The following is an 18433-nucleotide window of genomic DNA, read 5'->3' on the forward strand; positions in this document are numbered from 1 at the left end:
GCTGCCCTTGCCGCTTATTTTCCATACCAGCGCGGGCGATTAATAATATGCTCTTCCCAGTCAACCACTTCACTCTCATGCACGGCGATATGGCGTACAGAAATACGCGCAGCATGCATGGCCGCGCGCGAGCCGCTACGCAGCGGGTGCCATGGCGGCAGGGTTTTCCCTTCGGCCATCACGCGATAAGCACAGCTTGGCGGCAGCCACTGAAAAGTCGGCAGATTATCACGCGTCAGCTTAATGCAATCCTCTTCAAGTTCGAAGCGAGTCTCATAGTTACGGCATTGGCAGCTTTTTATATTTAGCTGGTTACAGGCAACATTGGTGAAATAAATTTCATCAGTATCAGCGTCCTGTAATTTATTCAGGCAACACTGGCCACAGCCATCACATAAGGACTCCCATTCCTCGTCGGTCATTTGTTCCAGCGTTTTGCGCTGCCAGAAAGGGGTATCAGTCATGTCAGGTGTCCGGTTAATGTTAAAGCCCACACCTTATAGAGGGTTCAGGCTCCAGTTGCAAGTTTACAGCACGCGCGTGGCGACTCCATGTCCTCCAACCAGCACTTCAAGACGGTCTCCGGAGACCATCGGGCCAACGCCTTCCGGTGTACCGGTAAGGATCACATCACCGGCGCGCAGAGTGAAGAACTGACTCATATAAGCAATCAGCGGCAGAATTTTGTGAATCATATCGGCGGTGCGGCCCTGCTGGCGAATTTCACCGTTGACGATCAGCTTCAGCTCCACATCCTGCGGATCGTCTTTAAATTCGCTGACCGGTATAAAGCCGGATAGCGGGCAGGAATTATCAAAGCCTTTCGCTTTTTCCCATGGCTGCCCGGCTTTTTTACAACCTGCCTGGATATCGCGCAGGGTTAAATCCAGCGCAACGCCATACCCGGCTATCGCCTGCGCCACATGCTGCTCGGTTGCATGCTTCAGGGTGGAGCCGATCAGCACTGCCAGTTCGATTTCATGATGAACCGCACCCAGGTTTTTCGGGATAGAGAGCGGCTGGCGGATATCACAGAGCGCGGTTTCCGGTTTGATAAACAGTACCGGTTCGGTCGGCGTGGCGCTGCCCATCTCTTTAATATGGTTAGCGTAGTTACTTCCTACGCAGACGACTTTGCTGACCGGAAAATCTAACAGTGCGCCCTGCCAGTTATGATGCTGATACATGCTTATCCCCTGTTTAGTTAGAGTGGCTGCGCCAGCATCGTGCCGCCGCATATCTGCTTACTGTACTGCTGGCTGGGCCGTAATGGCATCAGCCATCATGCCAATACTGATAGCGAAATAATAAGAACGATTCCAGCGCATCAGCGTACGAAAATTGTCATAAACCATAAATGAACGGCCGTCACCATCCTGAGGTGTGACGATCCACGCACGCTGGCCGCTACTGCTATTGTTCTCCGGGTGCATGACCTGCACACCCGCCTGCAACCACTGGGCCGGACTCTTCGCCTGGGAGGTTTTCAGCCCGGCCTGCTGCGCGTCAAAACCCGCAGGCAGCGTCACTTCCACGCCCCAGCCCTGCCCGGCGCGCCAGCCTTCACGCTGTAAATAGTTCGCGGTGGAGGCAAAGACATCATCCAGATTGTTCCAGATATCAATTTTACCGTCACCGTCGCCATCTTTACCGTAGTTAAGGAATGAACTCGGCATAAACTGACTTTGGCCCATCGCACCAGCCCATGAGCCTTTAAGTTCGGCGGCAGTCATCTGCTGATTCTGGATAATACGCAGCGCAGCCATCAGCTCTTTAGTAAAGAAGGCTTCACGACGCCCTTCAAAAGCCAGGGTTGCCAGCGCAGAGACCACCTCTTCTCTGCCCTGTATGTTACCAAAGTGACTCTCCAGCGCCCAAAGGGCGACGATATAGTGTGCCTGAACGCCTGAGGCATTGGCTATCGGCTGAAGCTGGTTCTGATACTGTTGCAGGTAATCCCGCCCCTGGGCAATTTTTTCCGGCGTCAGCACCCTGTTCAGATAGTCGCTCAGAGTAACTTTGTTCTCCAGCTGACCGCGATCTGCTTTGATCACCCGGTCAACAAAATGCACGCCGGTAAAAGCGGTTTCAATGGTGGCATCGTCGAAGCCCTGCTGCCGGGCCTGAGCTTTTAACTGCTCGATATAACCAGGAAACTGCGCCGGGTCACGCCCCTGCTGTGAGAGCGTGCTATCAGGAGCGGCTGTAGTTGCCGGAGGGTTAAGGAAAGAAGCATGGCTGGCGGAACTGCCCAGCACCAGAAGAGAAAAAAGCAGAGAATTTACGGCAGACAGCTTCATGCTGGGCATCCTTTTATCACTATCTCCACCGGAAATTTATAATAAAAAAGCGAATTCTGACCAGTGGAGATATATTTGCAGATGATTCCTAAATAGTTTTTTTAACGTCGTCAAGATGTATCTTAAGCAGACTTTCCAACGGAGGAGGCAATTGTAAATAAAACCCCTCTTCACGCAGCGCAGTTTTTACTTTCTCAATATCAGCACCCACCAGCTTCTTGCTGCCGTCCAAAGGCAGCAACATTGCCAGCTTTGGCTTGCCAAACCCCTTCAGCAGGGCTTCCGGGACGCGTGAGAAATCGTCTTTTTTTTCAACATAAAGATAAGTCTGGTCGCGCTGCGGACTTCTGTAGATCACACAAAACATATTTTTTACTCGAATTAACCTGGATGGTGACTTGCCTGAATATTACAGTAACTATAACATGCTTGCAGAACTTCGGAATATTGCCTGTCTTGATTAAACACCTGAAAGTGGTGTTGATTTAGCCAGGATGGGAAATAACAGGACTGAGCGGGACAGATGTCACAATCGCCAATCGAGTTAAAGGGCAGCAGTTTTACGCTGTCGGTCGTTCATTTGCATCACACCGATCCTGCAATCGTGCGTAAAGCCATTGAGGAAAAAATCAGTCAGGCACCCGCTTTTCTGAAAAATGCTCCGGTGGTGATAAACGTCTCCTCATTAACCAGCGAGGTTCACTGGCGACAGATGCAGCAGGCGATCGTTGCAACCGGGTTACATATTGTTGGTATCAGTGGCTGCAAAGACGGTCAGCTAAAGCGCATGATTTCCCGCTCTGGCCTGCCGATTTTAAACGAAGGAAAAGAGCAGAAGCCAGGTCCTGAGATTACAGCGCCTGCCATCCCCATCGAGCAGCCCGCTACGAAAACCCGGCTTATTAATACTCCTGTACGTTCAGGACAGCAGATTTATGCTAAAAATTGCGATTTGATCGTCACCAGCAGCGTCAGCGCCGGTGCCGAACTGATTGCTGACGGCAATATTCACATTTATGGCATGATGCGCGGCCGCGCCCTGGCTGGCGCTTCCGGTGAAAAGAGTTGCCAGATTTTTTGTACCAGTTTATCCGCAGAGCTGGTTTCCATCGCCGGTAATTACTGGATTATGGATCAGATACCTGCTGAATTTTTCGGAAAAGCGTCTCGTCTTTGTCTTAAAGACGGCGCATTGACTATACAGACATTGAACTGAGCCAGGCTATCGAGCCCTTTCTTTTCTTAAGGAAATTATTATATGGCACGCATTATTGTTGTTACATCAGGTAAGGGAGGCGTTGGCAAAACCACGTCCAGCGCGGCCATCGCTACCGGTTTGGCGCAGAAAGGTAAAAAAACCGTCGTTATCGATTTCGATATCGGTCTGCGTAACTTAGATTTAATTATGGGCTGCGAACGTCGCGTTGTTTATGACTTTGTGAACGTTATCCAGGGTGATGCTACGCTGAACCAGGCGCTGATAAAAGATAAACGTACCGAAAACCTGTTTATCCTGCCAGCATCCCAGACGCGCGATAAAGACGCCCTCACCCGTGACGGCGTGGAAAAAGTGCTGGATGACCTTGCCACCATGGAGTTCGAATTCATCGTTTGTGACTCCCCGGCAGGCATCGAGACCGGCGCGCTGATGGCGTTATATTTTGCTGATGAAGCGATTATCACCACCAACCCGGAAGTCTCTTCGGTGCGTGACTCTGACCGCATCCTCGGTATTTTGTCTTCTAAATCACGCCGTGCTGAAAGAGGACAGGATGCTATTAAAGAACACCTGTTGCTGACTCGTTACAATCCGGGCCGCGTTAATCGTGGTGATATGTTGAGCATGGAAGACGTGCTGGAAATTCTGCGTATTCCTCTGGCTGGTGTTATCCCGGAAGATCAGTCTGTACTGCGTGCCTCAAACCAGGGTGAGCCCGTGATCCTGGATGCCGAATCTGACGCTGGTAAAGCCTATGCTGATACCGTTGACCGTCTGCTCGGTGAAGATCGTCCCTTCCGCTTCATTGAAGAAGAGAAGAAGGGTTTCCTGAAACGCCTGTTTGGGGGATAAACCATGGCCTTACTCGATTTCTTTTTATCCCGTAAAAAGAGCACAGCCAATATTGCCAAGGAACGGCTACAGATTATTGTGGCAGAACGTAGACGGGGAGATCACGAGCCCCACTATTTGCCACAGTTGAAAAGGGACATTCTGGAAGTGATCTGTAAATATGTGAAAATTGATCCGGAGATGCTTAGTGTCAAGCTGGATCAAAAAGATGATGATATCTCTATTCTTGAACTGAACGTGACGTTGCCGGAAACGGAAACGGAAGAAACACCGAAATGATCTTCTCCTGCTCATAATTTTCCCCTGCTTTTGTGCAGGGGAAAATTGCAGGATTTACCCGGCTGCGAGAATCTCTTCGATCCCGGTAGCCAGCAGCGCCCCACGCCAGCCATCCAGCAGTTCCGGTTTACCCGCCTTCGGTTTCAACTTCCAGTGCCAGTTCAGCAGCTGATTAATTTGACGACGTGATGCCAGCAGCTCCTGACTCAGACCATGCTGCTCTGCGGTTTCTGCCACCAGCGCCTTCAGGCTTTTAAACACCTGCTTGTAGTTCGGGTAATCAATAAGATTCGGCACCGGCTCCGGCAGCTGATCTTCATCAAGTGCATTAGCCTCTGCCACCATTGCCACCAGAGCTTTTCCGTGGAAACGGATCTCCTGACCGGGTAACCCAAGGTGGTCAAGTTCGCCAAGGGTACCAGGCATAAAGCGCGCCACTTTCCACAGGTTCTCTTCACGCACGACAAAGTTAACCGCCATATCTTTCTCGCGGGCCAGTTTGAGGCGCCAGGCAGCCATCAGACGCAACGCAGCAAGCTGGCGCGGACGCAGCTGCCAGGCATTAGTGATATCGCGATAGGCTTCCTCTGGATCAACCACCATGGTACGACGCTGGCACAGCAGACGGCACTCATCCAGCGCAGCGGCCATCTGCCCGGCTTCTTCTGTTTCCGCAGTCAGTTTAATGGCGATCGGCAGCAGGTAGAACACATCGGCTGCGGCGTAGACACACTGTTTTTCCGTTAACGGACGCGCCAGCCAGTCAGTACGTGACTCGCTTTTGTCCAGTGCGATACCGGTGAAAGATTCAACAATGGTGGCAAATCCGCAGGAGAGCGGACGACCGCTAAAAGCGGCGAGGATCTGGGTATCAACCATCGGCTGTGGTAAGACACCAAACTCATGATGGAACACTTCAAGGTCTTCGCTACCGGCATGGAGATACTTGATAACCTGCTGATCCGTTAACAAATCGCGAAATGGCGTCCAGTCAGTAATAGGCAGCGGGTCGATTAGAGAGATGGTTTCACCGTCAAAAAGCTGGATCAAACCAAGTCGGGGATAATAGGTGCGGGTACGGACAAACTCAGTATCCAGCGCCAGCGCAGGAACCTGACGAGCGCGCTGGCATACTTCAGCCAGCGCATCATTAGTGGTAATCATGATGTAATTCAAAATAGCGTTCTCTCGCCACTGACGGGTCATGCCGGTGGTCAACTGTAAATGCGCAATAAAAAAGCCGGTTACCCGGCATGATACATTCTCAGCAAAACGACCGACCATCAGGCTGCTGGTGGTTGTGCTTTGATAGCTTCCTCGCGCAGTTCGCGGCGCAGGATTTTGCCGACATTGGTTTTGGGAAGTTCGTCCCTAAACTCAACAATTCTGGGTACTTTATAGCCTGTCAGGTTCTTTTTGCAGTGGGCGATCAGCTCTTCTTTGGTCAGTGACGGATCTTTCTTCACTACACAAATTTTCACCGTTTCCCCTGCGACATCGTTTGGCACACCGATTGCGGCCGCTTCACGCACTTTCGGGTGCAGCATCAGAACATCTTCAATCTCATTGGGATAAACATTGAAACCGGAAACCAGAATCATATCCTTTTTACGATCGATAATGCGCAGGAAACCTTCGTCGTCAACGGTAACAATATCACCGCTGCGAAGCCATCCATTTTTTAAAACTTCATCGGTAGCGTCCGGGCGCTGCCAGTAGCCAAGCATCACCTGCGGGCCTTTTATGCACAGCTCACCCGGCTCCCCTTCCGCTACCTCATTACCGGCATCGTCGACCAGCATAATATCGGTCGAGGGCACCGGCAGACCAATGCTGCCGTTGTGACACTGAATGTCATAAGGATTAACCGACACCAGCGGAGAACATTCGGTCAGGCCATAGCCTTCCAGCAAATAGTGGCCGGTCAGCTTTTCCCATCGTTCTGCCACGGCTTTCTGTACAGCCATCCCGCCGCCTGCGGAGAGCGTCAGCGTGGAGAAATCCAGCTTATTAAAGCCTTCGTCGTTCAGCAGCGCATTAAACAAAGTATTCACGCCGGTTATCGCGGTAAACGGATATTTACTCAGTTCTTTCACCAGGCCCGGGATGTCACGCGGATTGGTAATTAACAGGTTTGCACCGCCCAGTTCGATAAACAACAGGCAGTTCACCGTCAGGGCGAAAATATGATAAAGCGGCAGTGCGGTGACCACGGTTTCTTTACCGGCTTTTAACAGTGAACCATAGGTCGCTTTGGTCTGTTCAAGGTTAGCCTGCATATTACGGTGGGTCAGCATCGCCCCTTTCGCTACGCCGGTTGTACCGCCGGTATATTGCAAAAAGGCGAGATCGTCATTAATGATCTGTGGCTTGATATACTCCATCTGTGCGCCATCGTGTAGCGCCTGACGGAATGAGATAGCGCCTGGAAGATAATATTTTGGCACCATCTTTTTAATATATTTGACGACAAAGTTAACCAGCGTTCCCTTTGCGGCTGAGAGCTGATCGCCCAGCCGGGTGAGGATCACATGTTTTACCGCGGTCTGCGCGACAACCTTCTCCAGCGTATGGGCAAAGTTAGAGACAATCACAATGGCGCTTGCGCCGCTGTCATTTAACTGATGCTCCAGTTCACGCGGCGTATAAAGCGGATTAACGTTCACTACAATCATTCCGGCACGCAAAATACCAAATAGCGCGATGGGATATTGCAGAAGGTTTGGCATCATCAGCGCCACACGGTCGCCTTTCTTCAGCCCCAGCCCCTGCTGTAAATAGGCAGCAAACGCCCGGCTGCGCTCATCGAGCTGCTGAAAGGAGATACTTTTCCCCATATTGATAAATGCCGTTTGCCCGGCATAGCGCAGCGCGGCGTGTTCGAAAAGATCAATCAGGGAACCGTAACGATCAGCATTAATATCCGCCGGTACATCGGCCGGATAGCGATTTAACCAAACCTTATGCAAGGAAACACCTCGAAAATTATAATTTGTTGTCATCGCAGCCTCGACCAGTCAGCGCCCGTTAACATTATTTTAACTCAGCGTACCAGTTTGCTCAGGTCTCTGTTTAGAGGTTGCGAAGTTCATCACTAAATTTCTCTCATCCTGAGAGATTAAATAAAAAAAGGCCCATCCGCTGATGCCTGGCGGATCGGCCTGATTAACGATTAAACTAATAGATTACTGTGTGAGTATGGTCTGTACCTGAGCCGGAGCCGGGTTGTAATAACCCCATGGACCCGGTCCCCAGTAGCCGCCGCGATGATGGCCATAGCCAGGGCCATACCAGATCCAGGGATCAATCGGCTGCGGCGGTGAGATAATCTGCTGGGTCATATGCCAGCGCTGATAACCCGTCACTTTAATCACGACAAAGTTATACTGCGCCTCACCAATTTTGCCTTTTTCAGTACCGCTGATGGTTCCTACTACCGTGACCATCTGCTGATTAAAATCAACCGGATCGATAAAGCCGTTGATATCAGCAAAAATACGGCCAACGGAAGCTGAACCCAGGATCGGCCTTGCCCCCTCATCGAGAGGCATCGCCGCAATTTCAAGACGCGTCATACCGTTGCGGTTATCTACTTTAAGAACCTTACCGCCAAAGCGTGACTCCTGGCCGGTAAAAATATCAGGGGCCGTCAGCACCCGCGCCAGATCCTGTTGCGGACTCTCTGAATGCCCTTTAATCGAATCCGGCACTGTGACACAACCGCTTAAAGCCAGCGACGCTAATAACAGAACGCTGCACTGCCACACACTGGATATACGCATAGAGAACTCCCCTGTTGTTATGCTACTTCGACTACTACCACTGCGAATAGTTGCTACCTGCTATTCGCGGCCAGGTAATTTTTTCCATGTCACTTCGTTACGCAGATAAGTCGGTTCCGCATGCTCAGGCGCAACCGTCAAACCCGCCGCCAGGGCCTGCACTGCTAAAGGCAGCATATCTTCGGCACAGGGCAGCGTCACATCAGAAAGCATCAGCTCCAGCGCACTGTTTGCTGCCAGCTGCGGCCAGGCCTGCCAGCCCGTGCCCACACAGGCCCACTGCCCTTCAAGTGCTGCCATCCGCGCTGCTGCGGCCTCCGGTTTAAGCACGGCTTCAGTCTCTTCACCCAGCCAGTTACCCTGCTCATCGCGCTGATACTCGGCCCAGTACACTTCGCCCATACGCGCATCAATCGCCGCCAGAACCCGGCTGGCACCATGCAAACGCCACGCACTCTGCGCCATGGTTTTCAATGTTGAGATACCGATAAGCGGCAGCTCTGCGCCCAGCGCCAGCCCCTGCGCAATACCGATGCCAATACGCACACCGGTAAAACTACCCGGTCCACGACCAAAAGCCAGGGCATCTAACTCACGGAGTGCTACGTTACCTTCCTGCAAAATCTGTTGCACCAGCGGCAGTATGCGTTGCGTATGTTCGCGAGCACAGAGTTCAAAATGAGCCAGCAAACGATCGTCATTCAGTAGTGCGACCGAGCAGGCTTCTGTTGCCGTATCAATGGCTAAAATTCGCGTGGACATACTCACCTCTGGGGAGAAAATTTTCGGCGCGCATCATAGCACATTGCCGCCGGATTCATTACTGCTCCGTGGTGGACTGCAAAAAGTCCACCGCCTTTTGCAGATCGCGTGTGCGCGGTGTCGGCGGCAGGCTGTTAAGAAATACCGCTCCATAAGGACGCATCACCAGCCGGTTATCGCAGATAACCAGCACGCCACGGTCGTCCACATCACGAATCAAACGCCCGACCCCCTGCTTAAGGGCGATAACTGCATCCGGCAGCTGCACGTCATCGAATGGCTCGCCGCCGCGCACTTTACAATCTTCCATACGGGCCTTCAGCAGCGGATCCTCTGGTGAGGTAAACGGCAGCTTATCGATGATCACCAGCGACAGCGCATCTCCCCGCACATCAACCCCCTCCCAGAAGCTGTTGGTGGCCACCAGCAGCGCATTGCCTGCGGCCACAAACTGTTTCAGGATCTGCCCTTTGCTGGTTTCCCCCTGTAACAGTACCGGCAGCGTCATGGTGGCGCGAAATTCAGCAGCCAGTTCGCGCATAACCTGATGAGAGGTACAGAGGAAGAAGCAGCGGCCATTATTGGCTTCGATCAGCGGCTTCATCATACGTGCCAGCTGACGAGCTCCACCTGGCTGATTGGGCGATGGCAGATTACGCGGTACGCAGAGCAGTGCCTGGCTGGCGAAATCAAACGGGCTGTTGAGGATCAGGGTTTCCGCCTTCGCTACGCCAAGCCGCTCAACGAAGTGGGTCATCTGCTCATTTACCGCCAGCGTTGCGGAGGTGAAGATCCAGCTGGCGGGTCGTTCGTCCATCACTTCGCGGAACCGGTCGGAGACAGAGAGCGGCGTCAGCGCCAGCACAAAGTTACGTGAGTTGCACTCGTACCAGTAGCTGAAACCCGGCTGAGTAGTATCTTTGAGGCGTTTGAGGCGTCCGCGATAGAGTGCAGCGCGCTCAAATGCCGCATCGAGTAGCGCAGAGCGCCCCAGAGAGAGTTTCGCCACGTCATAGCAGAGTTCAAGTGCGTCATCGAGCAGCAGCAGCGCGCGCTGAATCTGGGGGTTACTGAGTAATTCGCGCAGGTTGCCGCGAAAACCAGGATCGCCCAGCGAGAGCCTGAAATCCTGGGTGCTTTGTGCCAGCCGGTCAGCTGATTTCTGTAGCTGCTGCATATCCCGCACTTCGGTGCGGTAGGCAATAGTGATATCTTTTGCCAGATCCAGCAGCTGGCGGCTGGAGAGTTGCTGACCAAAATACTGGCTGGCGATATCCGGCACCTGATGGGCCTCATCGAAGATCATTACGTCCGCATCGGGGATCAGCTCGGCAAAGCCGCTTTCCTTCACCACCATATCCGCCAGAAACAGATGATGATTCACCACCACCACGTCGGCATCCATCGCCTTACGTCGCGCTTTCACGACAAAACAGTCTTTATATTGCGGACAGTCGCTGCCCAGACAGTTATCGTTGGTGCTGGTAACCAGCGGCCAGATGGTGCTGTCTTCCGCCACGCCGCCGCAGGTGCTGATATCACCATCCACAGTTTCGTTCGACCAGCCGCGCAGGTGTACCAGGTCGCTCATCGCCTGTACCGCCAGCTCGCCCCCGGCCATCGACTGCTGTTCAAGCCGTTCAAGGCACAGGTAGTTTGAGCGCCCTTTAAGTAGCGCCACGATACCTTTAAATTTCAGCGCCTTTGCCACCGTGGGCAGGTCGCGGCTGTAAAGCTGATCCTGTAACGCCTTGGAGCCAGTCGAGACGATCACTTTTTTGCCCGACCTCAGCGCCGGGGCCAGATAAGCATAGGTTTTACCCGTTCCGGTACCTGCTTCGACTACCAGTTCACTCTTGCTGTCAATGGCACGGGCTACCGCAGCTGCCATTTCGCGCTGTGGTTCACGTGGCCTGAAGCCGGGAATAGCCTGCGCCAGAGCGCCATCTGCTGCAAAATCGTCTATCACATACCCTCACCAGCTGGTTAAAACAACAGTAATTATGTCAGCATCCGCCAGTGCACTCCACCCTTTAGGCGACAGACCACGTTATTCTGTGCCAGTCTGTCGCGGTTTTTAGCGCAAATTTTAATGAACCTGCATGACTATCGTACGTACCGCTCCTGAACACCGCATACCCAAAGAATAAAATCTTCATTTTATTCAGTAAATTACTGCATTCTGATGCGCACTATCCAACACTATCATTGTGCTCACAGGTAACCCGCGAAAAGTTGCTGGCTGGCAATGCATCAGAGCAGTCGGGTTTTCTAGTTATCTGAATGATGTGATGGTGCTGCTTATCGAAATAACAGGCTCTCTTTGGATAACTCCGCTACTAACATTCAGCCCCTGGCTCCGGGCAACATCCTTTACAACATCCTTCAGTCAATACACCCGGCCAAATCAGATTTGTCTTAAACAATGAGGGTAAACGCATAGCTAAAATAATCGCCGAAAGTACAACAATTGAAAATCTGACATTTCACAACAGGAAGTTAAATAAAATGAAGATTCACCTGGTGACGCTAATAGCTAGCGCAATATTGCTACAGGGATGTTCAGCTTTTGAAAAACATCATGGCGTCGACTGGGGCGATGGAGCATGTCCGGCTCCCACTGCAAGCGAAGTCCATAATGGTAATCTCAAGATTGTGGATGGTAAAACTCTCAAATGTCAGATACGACCTTACGTTAGCAATATGGCTTGCCAGGGTATAACTGACAGCGTAAATACCGACGGGGTGATATGCCAGAATGGCCTGGGTAAAACCATATTATTCATCTTCGATAGCAATGGTGTGCTTAAAAGTCATGACAGAGCCTGATCAGCTTATCAACTGAGTTCAAGGGATATGCTAAATGACAGACCTTCATCCTTATTGCGATGAAGGTTTTTTAATTTAAGCACTGGGTTTTGAGGTATTACTGAAGCGCCCTTAAGGCTGACTGGTCGTGACCTGCTCCCCGATGTTAGTAATGTCTTCATCAGCCACATGAAGACATCCCCATGACGATAAGAACTGACCAGATCCTGAGATATACTCCCTTTTCTTCAGACCATTTGTCTAAGCATGCCAGGTCGATTGATGTTATTTTTACGCAGAATGTTCCAAATCTGCCCCATGCAAATTTTAATAACGGGACAAGTGATGAGTAAGGTATTGATATGTCAAAAGCAATAACAAGAGTTGAACCTGTAGAACACCGCATGTCCGAAGCTGTAATCCACAACGATACGATCTACTACACCAGCGTGCCGGAAAACCTGGATGAAGATGCAGAGGCTCAGACGGCCAATGCTCTGGCTGTTATCGACAAGCTGCTGACGCGCGTCGGTTCAGATAAAAGTAAGATACTGGATGCGACCATTTTCCTGGTGCATAAGTCGGATTTTGCGGCAATGAATCGCGCATGGGATGCGTGGGTGTCTCCGGGTAACGCACCGGTACGCTGTACCGTACAGGCCGGCCTGATGAACCCGAAATATCTGGTAGAAATTAAAGTGATTGCCGCTAAGTGATACATCCCCTGCCGTACTGGCAGGGGTTAACCACTTATTTATTCGTCGTACTCTTCTTCTTCGTCGTCGTGGTTATTGTCACCCATGTAGTCTTCTTCATCTTCATCAAACATCACCGCGACATTGCCACCAGTGTGGTTCTCACGGATTTCGGCGGCGACCATGGTAATCGCCTGGCCGCTGCTCATTCCCTCTGACATCAGCTTTTGAATGCGTTCTACCGCTTCCTGCTGCTGTTCATGTGATAGCGCGGGTAATCCTGTAATCATAATGACTCCTGGGTGGTTTTCGCTGCGGATTATTCCACGGGCGACAAAGAGATGCCAGCAACATAAAAATATGCCAGGCTGGTGGCCTGATTGAAATCATTTCTGCTGAAGAACTATGTCGCCTGTTTATCATTTTCTTAAGTATACGCCTGATGCGCTCGAGCATCACTTTGCCTCCCTTGCACATCTGCCGTGGGCGATGCTGCTGCATTCAGGTTTCGCCGATCACAGCGACAACCGTTTCGATATTATGGTGGCCGATCCTCTTGTCACACTGACCACTCAAGGTATGCAGACCGAAATAGTCCGCGCAGGCAGCCGCCAGGTCAGTGAGGAGGACCCGCTGTTTTTGCTCCAGCAGCAGCTTACCGGTTGCGGTTTTCAGGCTGAATATCATGATGACCTGCCCTTCCAGGGAGGCGCACTCGGCCTGTTCGGCTACGATCTGGGCCGCCGTTTTGAGCGGATGCCTTCAACCGCTGAACAGCAGCTGAAAACTCCGGATATGGCCGTCGGGATATATGACTGGGCGTTAATTGCCGACCATCATCGTCAGACGCTGACGCTGGTCGTTCAGGGTGATCTCGCTGCGCGGCTGGCATGGCTGGAGGCGCAGCAGATAACGCATGCAGAACCCTTCCATCTGACCAGTTCCTGGCAGGCTAATATGTCACGGGAAGAGTATGGCGATAAATTCCGCCAGGTTCAGGAGTGGCTGCTCTCCGGGGACTGCTATCAGGTTAATCTGGCCCAGCGCTTCGCCGCCCGCTATCGTGGCGATGAATGGCAGGCTTTTTTACAGCTCTGCCGCGCTAACCGGGCGCCGTTTAGTGCTTTTATTCGCCTGCCTGAGAGCGTGCTGCTTAGTCTCTCAATGGAGCGGTTTATTAAGCTTGATCGTCAGCAGATTGAAACCCGGCCGATTAAAGGCACGCTGCCAAGGCTGGCGGATCCTGAGGCCGATCGTTTGCAAGGCGAGAAGCTGGCGCAGTCGCCGAAGGATCGCAGTGAGAATCTGATGATTGTTGATCTGCTGCGCAATGATATTGGCCGCGTGGCAGCACCGGGCAGCGTAAAAGTCCCTGAGCTGTTTGTCGTGGAACCTTTCCCGGCGGTGCATCATCTGGTCAGCACTATTACCGCCGAGCTGAAATCCGGGCTGACTGCCTGCGATTTGCTGCGCGCCTGCTTCCCCGGAGGTTCAATTACCGGCGCACCTAAGGTACGCGCCATGGAAATTATCGAAACACTGGAACCTCAGCGGCGTAATGCCTGGTGCGGCAGCATCGGTTACCTCAGCGTATGCGGACGTATGGATACCAGCATTACGATCCGTACGCTGATTGCCGAGAGCGGCACGCTATATTGTGCTGCGGGTGGGGGGATTGTTGCTGACAGCGATGAAGCATCCGAGTACCAGGAAACCCTTGATAAAGTAAACCGTATTCTGCCCTGCCTGGAGTCAGCATCTGATGAACCCTGAGCACCCGTCCCTGACGCGATTTCTGACGCGATTTCTGTTGCAGCCTCCGGCACCAGGCCAGCAAAATTTACCGTTTCGTCAGGCGGCGGTACTGGTTCCGATTATTGCCCATGCGGAACCGACGCTGTTGCTGACGCGCCGTGCCGCTTCGCTGCGCAAGCATGCGGGCCAGGTAGCATTTCCCGGAGGAATGAAGGACAGCAGCGACAGTTCTCTGGTGGAAACGGCTTTGCGGGAGGCGCAGGAGGAGGTCGCTATCCCGCCTGAGGCCGTCAGCGTTATTGGTGTGCTGCCACCGGTGACCAGCAGCACCGGTTTTCAGGTAACGCCGGTGGTAGGCGTAGTAAGGCCTGGCCTGAACTGGCATGCCAATGAAGACGAGGTTGAGTCAGTCTTTGAGATGCCCCTGTATGAAGCATTGCGCCTGGGGCGCTATTCTGCGCTGGATATTGAACGTGCGGGCCAGTCACACCGCGTCTGGCTTTCGTGGTTCGATGACTACTTTATCTGGGGTATGACCGCCGGAATTATTCGCCAGCTGGGGCTGCAAGTGGCGAAAGCGTCGTAAGTAGTATAAAATCCAGCCATAAGTTGTATTAAAAGCCGCCTTTACATTATTTTTCACCAGATTATTACCACTTCACGATCCAAATCACTGCAACAAGGCGTCTTTTCATTTATATTTCACGCAAATTGTGGGGCACCCGTTTTTTCTCCCACTACGTAATTCAAAATCCTCCAAGGAGCGTACAACGTGATTAGCGTTTTCGACATGTTTAAGATCGGCATTGGCCCGTCGAGTTCTCATACGGTTGGCCCAATGAAAGCCGGCAAACAGTTCGTCGATGATCTGGTGAACAATCGCCAGCTCTCTTCGGTGACGCGTATTGCTGTCGATGTCTATGGTTCTCTATCCCTGACCGGTAAAGGCCACCACACGGATATTGCCATTATTATGGGATTATCCGGAGCCTCACCGGAAAGCGTGGATATTGATTCCATTCCTGCTTTTATCCGTGATGTGGAAGAGCGTCAGCGTCTGCTGCTGGCCAGTGGTGCCCATGAAGTTGATTTCCCGCGTGAAGGCGGCATGGTGTTCCGCAGCGATAATCTGTCGCTACATGAGAACGGCATGAGTATTCACGCTTTTGCTGGCGATCTGCGCATCTATAGCAAAACCTACTATTCGGTAGGGGGTGGTTTTATTGTTGACGAAGAGAACTTCGGCAAAACTGCGGTCAACGAAGTCTCAGTGCCCTATCCGTTTAACTCAGCAAAAGAGATGCTGGCCCACTGTCAGATGACCGGCCTGTCACTCTCCGGCCTGATTATGAAGAACGAGCTGGCCGTTCACAGCCGTGCGGATATCGAAAGCTACTTCACCGATATCTGGCAGACAATGCGTGACTGTATCGATCGCGGCCTGAACACCGAGGGCGTGCTGCCTGGCCCACTGCGCGTTCCGCGTCGTGCCTCTCCTCTGCGCCGTATGCTGGTCTCCTCTGACAAGCTCTCCAGCGACCCGATGAACGTTATCGACTGGGTTAACATGTTTGCGCTGGCAGTGAATGAAGAGAATGCCGCCGGTGGCCGCGTGGTTACCGCACCGACCAACGGCGCATGCGGGATTGTTCCGGCAGTGCTGGCATACTATGACCACTTTATTGAGCCGGTGACTCCGGATATCTTCACCCGCTACTTTATGGCCTCCGGCGCGATTGGCATTCTGTACAAAATGAATGCCTCTATTTCTGGTGCTGAAGTGGGTTGTCAGGGCGAAGTGGGCGTCGCCTGTTCAATGGCCGCCGCCGGTCTGGCAGAGCTGCTGGGCGCCAGCCCGGAACAGGTTTGTGTTGCCGCTGAAATCGGGATGGAGCACAACCTCGGCCTGACCTGTGACCCGGTGGCCGGGCAGGTACAGGTTCCCTGCATTGAACGTAATGCGATTGCCTCGGTAAAAGCGATTAACTCAGCGCGCATGGCGATGCGCCGCACCAGTGAAGCCCGCGTGTCGCTGGATAAGGTTATCGAAACCATGTACGAAACCGGCAAAGATATGAACGCAAAATACCGCGAAACATCGCGCGGTGGGCTGGCAATAAAAGTACAATGTGACTGATTTATCAACGCCACCTCCCCGGTGGCGTTTTTTTTACTTCATTTCCTCAAAAAAAGTTCTGCTCCCCGCTATCCCCGGCACCAGGAAATAGCTAAAGTGTTTTGCCGTGTTTTTGAGAGTAAGTTCCTGTAATTGAGCCATTCAGCTTTTCTCTTCAGCACTACTAAACTTAATGCCTCAGTTGCCGATAATTGGTATTCGATCTCTCTATACGCGTCTTGATCTTAAGGGTGGTGGTTACTGATGCAAATGTCCCAGGAAGTTTTCGGACAGTTTCGCCGTAAGCGGTTTCTCATCGCTGCGGTTGTTGCCGCATTGGTGCTCATTCTCACATTAACCTTCCGTTTTCTGGAAGAGAAAGGCCGAATAGAGCAGCAGTCACGCACATTTGCCGACAATGCCATCCAACGTTTTGACCGCATGTTTTCCCCCCTGGACGTCGCCGCCAATAACACCATAGGTCTGGTTGGGCTGACCTGTAGTGAAATCCGTTTTCCACTGATTGAAAAACTGGCGTCGTTACAAACGGTCAGGTCAATTCTGCTGGTGGATGAAGACCGGATTTACTGTTCGAGCATTTATGGCAGTACAGATACTCCTTTTGCTGATAACTATCCGGAGCTGGCTGTAAATAATCAGCGCATGATGCTGGCCGTCGATGAGCACCTGATAAAAGGATCACCGATATTGCTGTTCTGGACGCCACGCTCGCTGGATAACCGTTCAGGCATTATTCAGATCATCAATATTGAACTGATGACTAACTATCTTCTGGAACCTACGTTGCCCTGGGTTGAGCGGGCGATTTTCAGCGTTGGTGGTAAAAGTCTTGAATACGGTAACCCGATGATTGAGCAGGCGGTACCGTCGGAAGATGAGGTGACCTATGAAGAGTCTTCATTACGCTACCCGTTCTCCATAACCCTGTTTGGTCCCTCGCCTGCACGCCTGGCTCTGATGACGGTTCCTTCGCAACTGCCTCTGGCGCTGCTGCTCAGTTTGCTGATGGGTTATATTGTCTGGCTGGCGACCGCTAACCGCATGAGTCTTTCATGGCAGATCAGCTATGGCATCAATGCACGCGAGTTTATGGTGTACTGTCAGCCGTTGATCAATGCACGCAACGGTACCTGTGACGGTATTGAGCTGCTGTTACGCTGGCACAATCCGCGTCAGGGATGGATCCCACCTGATGTGTTTATCCCGCTGGCCGAACGACAGAATTTAATCGCCCCACTCACCCGTTTTGTTATCAGTGAGGTGGTGCGGCATCTGGGGGATCTTCCGGCCTGTAAGTCGTTTCATATTGCCATAAATGTCGCGGCCAGCCATTTTCATGAGCGGGCAATTATCGATGATTTGCAGCGCCTGTGGTGGCCGGCGAATCCGAAACCTCAGCTTATTGTTGAGCTGACGGAGCGCGATTCACTGCCGGTGGTTGACCAGCGTGTGGTATCACATCTGCATAAGATTGGCGTAAAACTGGCTATTGATGACTTCGGTACCGGACACAGTTCTCTCTCATACCTGAAAACGCTGAGTCCGGACGTGCTGAAAATTGACAAGGTGTTTACAGCGGCGATTGGCACCGATGCCATTAACGCCACGGTAACCGATATGGTGATTTCGCTGGCGCAGCGGCTGAATATCAGCCTGGTGGCTGAAGGGGTTGAGACCGCAGAACAGGCCGCCTATTTGCGTGAGAAGGGAGTGGATGTGTTACAGGGTTACTTTTATGCGCGTCCGATGCCGTTAGGGGATTTCCCGGAGTGGCTGTTAAATCATGACGAGATGCTGGACGCCTGATGCGACCGGCCGGATAAAAAAGCCGGAGATGATCTCCG

At 52.2% G+C, this 18433-nt stretch carries 18 protein-coding genes; 8 read left to right on the top strand and 10 right to left on the bottom strand.

Annotation, left to right across the window (positions count from 1 at the left end):
* Positions 1 to 14: 14 nt before the first annotated feature.
* The 4 genes from ycgN to GN242_RS11140 form a co-directional block, all read right to left on the bottom strand.
* Positions 15 to 464, bottom strand: coding sequence for a cysteine cluster protein YcgN (gene ycgN, locus GN242_RS11125; protein ID WP_154751029.1), 450 nt, complete (start codon positions 462 to 464; stop codon positions 15 to 17).
* A 63-nt stretch (positions 465 to 527) separates the two neighbouring features.
* Positions 528 to 1187 carry a fumarylacetoacetate hydrolase family protein gene (locus GN242_RS11130; protein ID WP_154751028.1) on the bottom strand — a complete coding sequence of 220 codons (660 nt, stop codon included), beginning with the start codon at positions 1185 to 1187 and terminating at the stop codon, positions 528 to 530.
* Positions 1188 to 1244: 57 nt separating this feature from the next.
* Positions 1245 to 2300 carry a lytic murein transglycosylase gene (locus GN242_RS11135; protein WP_156287489.1) on the bottom strand — a complete coding sequence of 352 codons (1056 nt, stop codon included), beginning with the start codon at positions 2298 to 2300 and terminating at the stop codon, positions 1245 to 1247.
* Between the two features lie 88 nt (positions 2301 to 2388).
* Positions 2389 to 2667 (bottom strand): YcgL domain-containing protein, encoded by a 279-nt coding sequence (locus GN242_RS11140; protein WP_154751026.1) that lies wholly within the window; start codon positions 2665 to 2667, stop codon positions 2389 to 2391.
* 156 nt (positions 2668 to 2823) lie between these two features.
* Between GN242_RS11140 and minC the strand changes: the two genes are divergently transcribed.
* From minC to minE, 3 genes are read left to right on the top strand one after another with little or no spacing between them, the layout of a single operon-like run.
* A complete protein-coding gene (gene minC / locus GN242_RS11145) occupies positions 2824 to 3516 on the top strand; it encodes a septum site-determining protein MinC (RefSeq protein ID WP_154751025.1) in 693 nt (230 codons plus the stop codon).
* 42 nt (positions 3517 to 3558) lie between these two features.
* Positions 3559 to 4371 carry a septum site-determining protein MinD gene (gene minD, locus GN242_RS11150; protein ID WP_154751024.1) on the top strand — a complete coding sequence of 271 codons (813 nt, stop codon included), beginning with the start codon at positions 3559 to 3561 and terminating at the stop codon, positions 4369 to 4371.
* 3 nt (positions 4372 to 4374) lie between these two features.
* Positions 4375 to 4650: a cell division topological specificity factor MinE gene (gene minE, locus GN242_RS11155; protein ID WP_154751023.1), complete on the top strand. Its 276-nt coding sequence runs from the start codon at positions 4375 to 4377 to the stop codon at positions 4648 to 4650.
* Between the two features lie 54 nt (positions 4651 to 4704).
* Here the strand turns inward: minE and rnd are convergent, their stop codons facing one another.
* From rnd to yoaA, 5 genes are all read right to left on the bottom strand, one after another.
* A complete protein-coding gene (gene rnd, locus GN242_RS11160; RefSeq protein WP_156288259.1) occupies positions 4705 to 5814 on the bottom strand; it encodes a ribonuclease D in 1110 nt (369 codons plus the stop codon).
* Between the two features lie 119 nt (positions 5815 to 5933).
* Positions 5934 to 7619 (bottom strand): long-chain-fatty-acid--CoA ligase FadD, encoded by a 1686-nt coding sequence (gene fadD / locus GN242_RS11165; protein ID WP_156287490.1) that lies wholly within the window; start codon positions 7617 to 7619, stop codon positions 5934 to 5936.
* 216 nt (positions 7620 to 7835) lie between these two features.
* Complete coding sequence (locus GN242_RS11170; protein WP_154751021.1) at positions 7836 to 8432, bottom strand: Slp family lipoprotein; 597 nt, start codon at positions 8430 to 8432, stop codon at positions 7836 to 7838.
* Positions 8433 to 8492: 60 nt separating this feature from the next.
* Positions 8493 to 9194 (bottom strand): tRNA (adenosine(37)-N6)-threonylcarbamoyltransferase complex dimerization subunit type 1 TsaB, encoded by a 702-nt coding sequence (gene tsaB / locus GN242_RS11175; protein WP_156287491.1) that lies wholly within the window; start codon positions 9192 to 9194, stop codon positions 8493 to 8495.
* A gap of 58 nt (positions 9195 to 9252) precedes the next feature.
* A complete protein-coding gene (yoaA, locus tag GN242_RS11180; protein ID WP_156287492.1) occupies positions 9253 to 11163 on the bottom strand; it encodes a DNA repair helicase YoaA in 1911 nt (636 codons plus the stop codon).
* A 1201-nt stretch (positions 11164 to 12364) separates the two neighbouring features.
* Here yoaA and GN242_RS11185 point away from each other — a divergent pair.
* Positions 12365 to 12718, top strand: coding sequence for a RidA family protein (locus tag GN242_RS11185; RefSeq protein ID WP_154751019.1), 354 nt, complete (start codon positions 12365 to 12367; stop codon positions 12716 to 12718).
* 38 nt (positions 12719 to 12756) lie between these two features.
* On the opposite strand, the gene GN242_RS11190 is transcribed toward GN242_RS11185, so the two are convergent.
* Positions 12757 to 12987, bottom strand: coding sequence for a YoaH family protein (locus tag GN242_RS11190; protein WP_154751018.1), 231 nt, complete (start codon positions 12985 to 12987; stop codon positions 12757 to 12759).
* 115 nt (positions 12988 to 13102) lie between these two features.
* Between GN242_RS11190 and pabB the strand changes: the two genes are divergently transcribed.
* From pabB to pdeD, 4 genes are all read left to right on the top strand, one after another.
* Positions 13103 to 14470, top strand: a complete 1368-nt coding sequence (pabB, locus tag GN242_RS11195) for an aminodeoxychorismate synthase component 1 (protein ID WP_154751017.1) — start codon at positions 13103 to 13105, stop codon at positions 14468 to 14470.
* On the top strand, positions 14460 to 15038 hold the full coding sequence (locus tag GN242_RS11200; protein WP_154751016.1) for a CoA pyrophosphatase: 579 nt from the start codon (positions 14460 to 14462) through the stop codon (positions 15036 to 15038). Before pabB ends, GN242_RS11200 begins: the two co-directional genes overlap by 11 nt.
* A gap of 186 nt (positions 15039 to 15224) precedes the next feature.
* Complete coding sequence (locus GN242_RS11205; protein ID WP_156287493.1) at positions 15225 to 16589, top strand: L-serine ammonia-lyase; 1365 nt, start codon at positions 15225 to 15227, stop codon at positions 16587 to 16589.
* Between the two features lie 243 nt (positions 16590 to 16832).
* Positions 16833 to 18395 carry a cyclic di-3',5'-guanosine monophosphate phosphodiesterase PdeD gene (pdeD, locus tag GN242_RS11210; protein ID WP_154751015.1) on the top strand — a complete coding sequence of 521 codons (1563 nt, stop codon included), beginning with the start codon at positions 16833 to 16835 and terminating at the stop codon, positions 18393 to 18395.
* Positions 18396 to 18433: the final 38 nt, after the last annotated feature.

Source organism: Erwinia sorbitola, from assembly GCF_009738185.1.
Lineage (GTDB): Bacteria > Pseudomonadota > Gammaproteobacteria > Enterobacterales > Enterobacteriaceae > Erwinia > Erwinia sorbitola.

Coding starts and splice junctions, on each gene's coding strand:
- GN242_RS11185 (WP_154751019.1), top strand. CDS start 12,365: ATGTCAAAAGCAATAACAAGAGTTGAACCTGTAGAACACCGCATGTCC.
- minE (WP_154751023.1), top strand. CDS start 4,375: ATGGCCTTACTCGATTTCTTTTTATCCCGTAAAAAGAGCACAGCCAAT.
- GN242_RS11170 (WP_154751021.1), bottom strand. CDS start 8,432: ATGCGTATATCCAGTGTGTGGCAGTGCAGCGTTCTGTTATTAGCGTCG.
- GN242_RS11135 (WP_156287489.1), bottom strand. CDS start 2,300: ATGAAGCTGTCTGCCGTAAATTCTCTGCTTTTTTCTCTTCTGGTGCTG.
- GN242_RS11190 (WP_154751018.1), bottom strand. CDS start 12,987: ATGATTACAGGATTACCCGCGCTATCACATGAACAGCAGCAGGAAGCG.
- minC (WP_154751025.1), top strand. CDS start 2,824: ATGTCACAATCGCCAATCGAGTTAAAGGGCAGCAGTTTTACGCTGTCG.
- tsaB (WP_156287491.1), bottom strand. CDS start 9,194: ATGTCCACGCGAATTTTAGCCATTGATACGGCAACAGAAGCCTGCTCG.
- pabB (WP_154751017.1), top strand. CDS start 13,103: ATGTCGCCTGTTTATCATTTTCTTAAGTATACGCCTGATGCGCTCGAG.
- ycgN (WP_154751029.1), bottom strand. CDS start 464: ATGACTGATACCCCTTTCTGGCAGCGCAAAACGCTGGAACAAATGACC.
- pdeD (WP_154751015.1), top strand. CDS start 16,833: ATGCAAATGTCCCAGGAAGTTTTCGGACAGTTTCGCCGTAAGCGGTTT.
- minD (WP_154751024.1), top strand. CDS start 3,559: ATGGCACGCATTATTGTTGTTACATCAGGTAAGGGAGGCGTTGGCAAA.
- GN242_RS11200 (WP_154751016.1), top strand. CDS start 14,460: ATGAACCCTGAGCACCCGTCCCTGACGCGATTTCTGACGCGATTTCTG.
- GN242_RS11140 (WP_154751026.1), bottom strand. CDS start 2,667: ATGTTTTGTGTGATCTACAGAAGTCCGCAGCGCGACCAGACTTATCTT.
- GN242_RS11130 (WP_154751028.1), bottom strand. CDS start 1,187: ATGTATCAGCATCATAACTGGCAGGGCGCACTGTTAGATTTTCCGGTC.
- rnd (WP_156288259.1), bottom strand. CDS start 5,814: ATGATTACCACTAATGATGCGCTGGCTGAAGTATGCCAGCGCGCTCGT.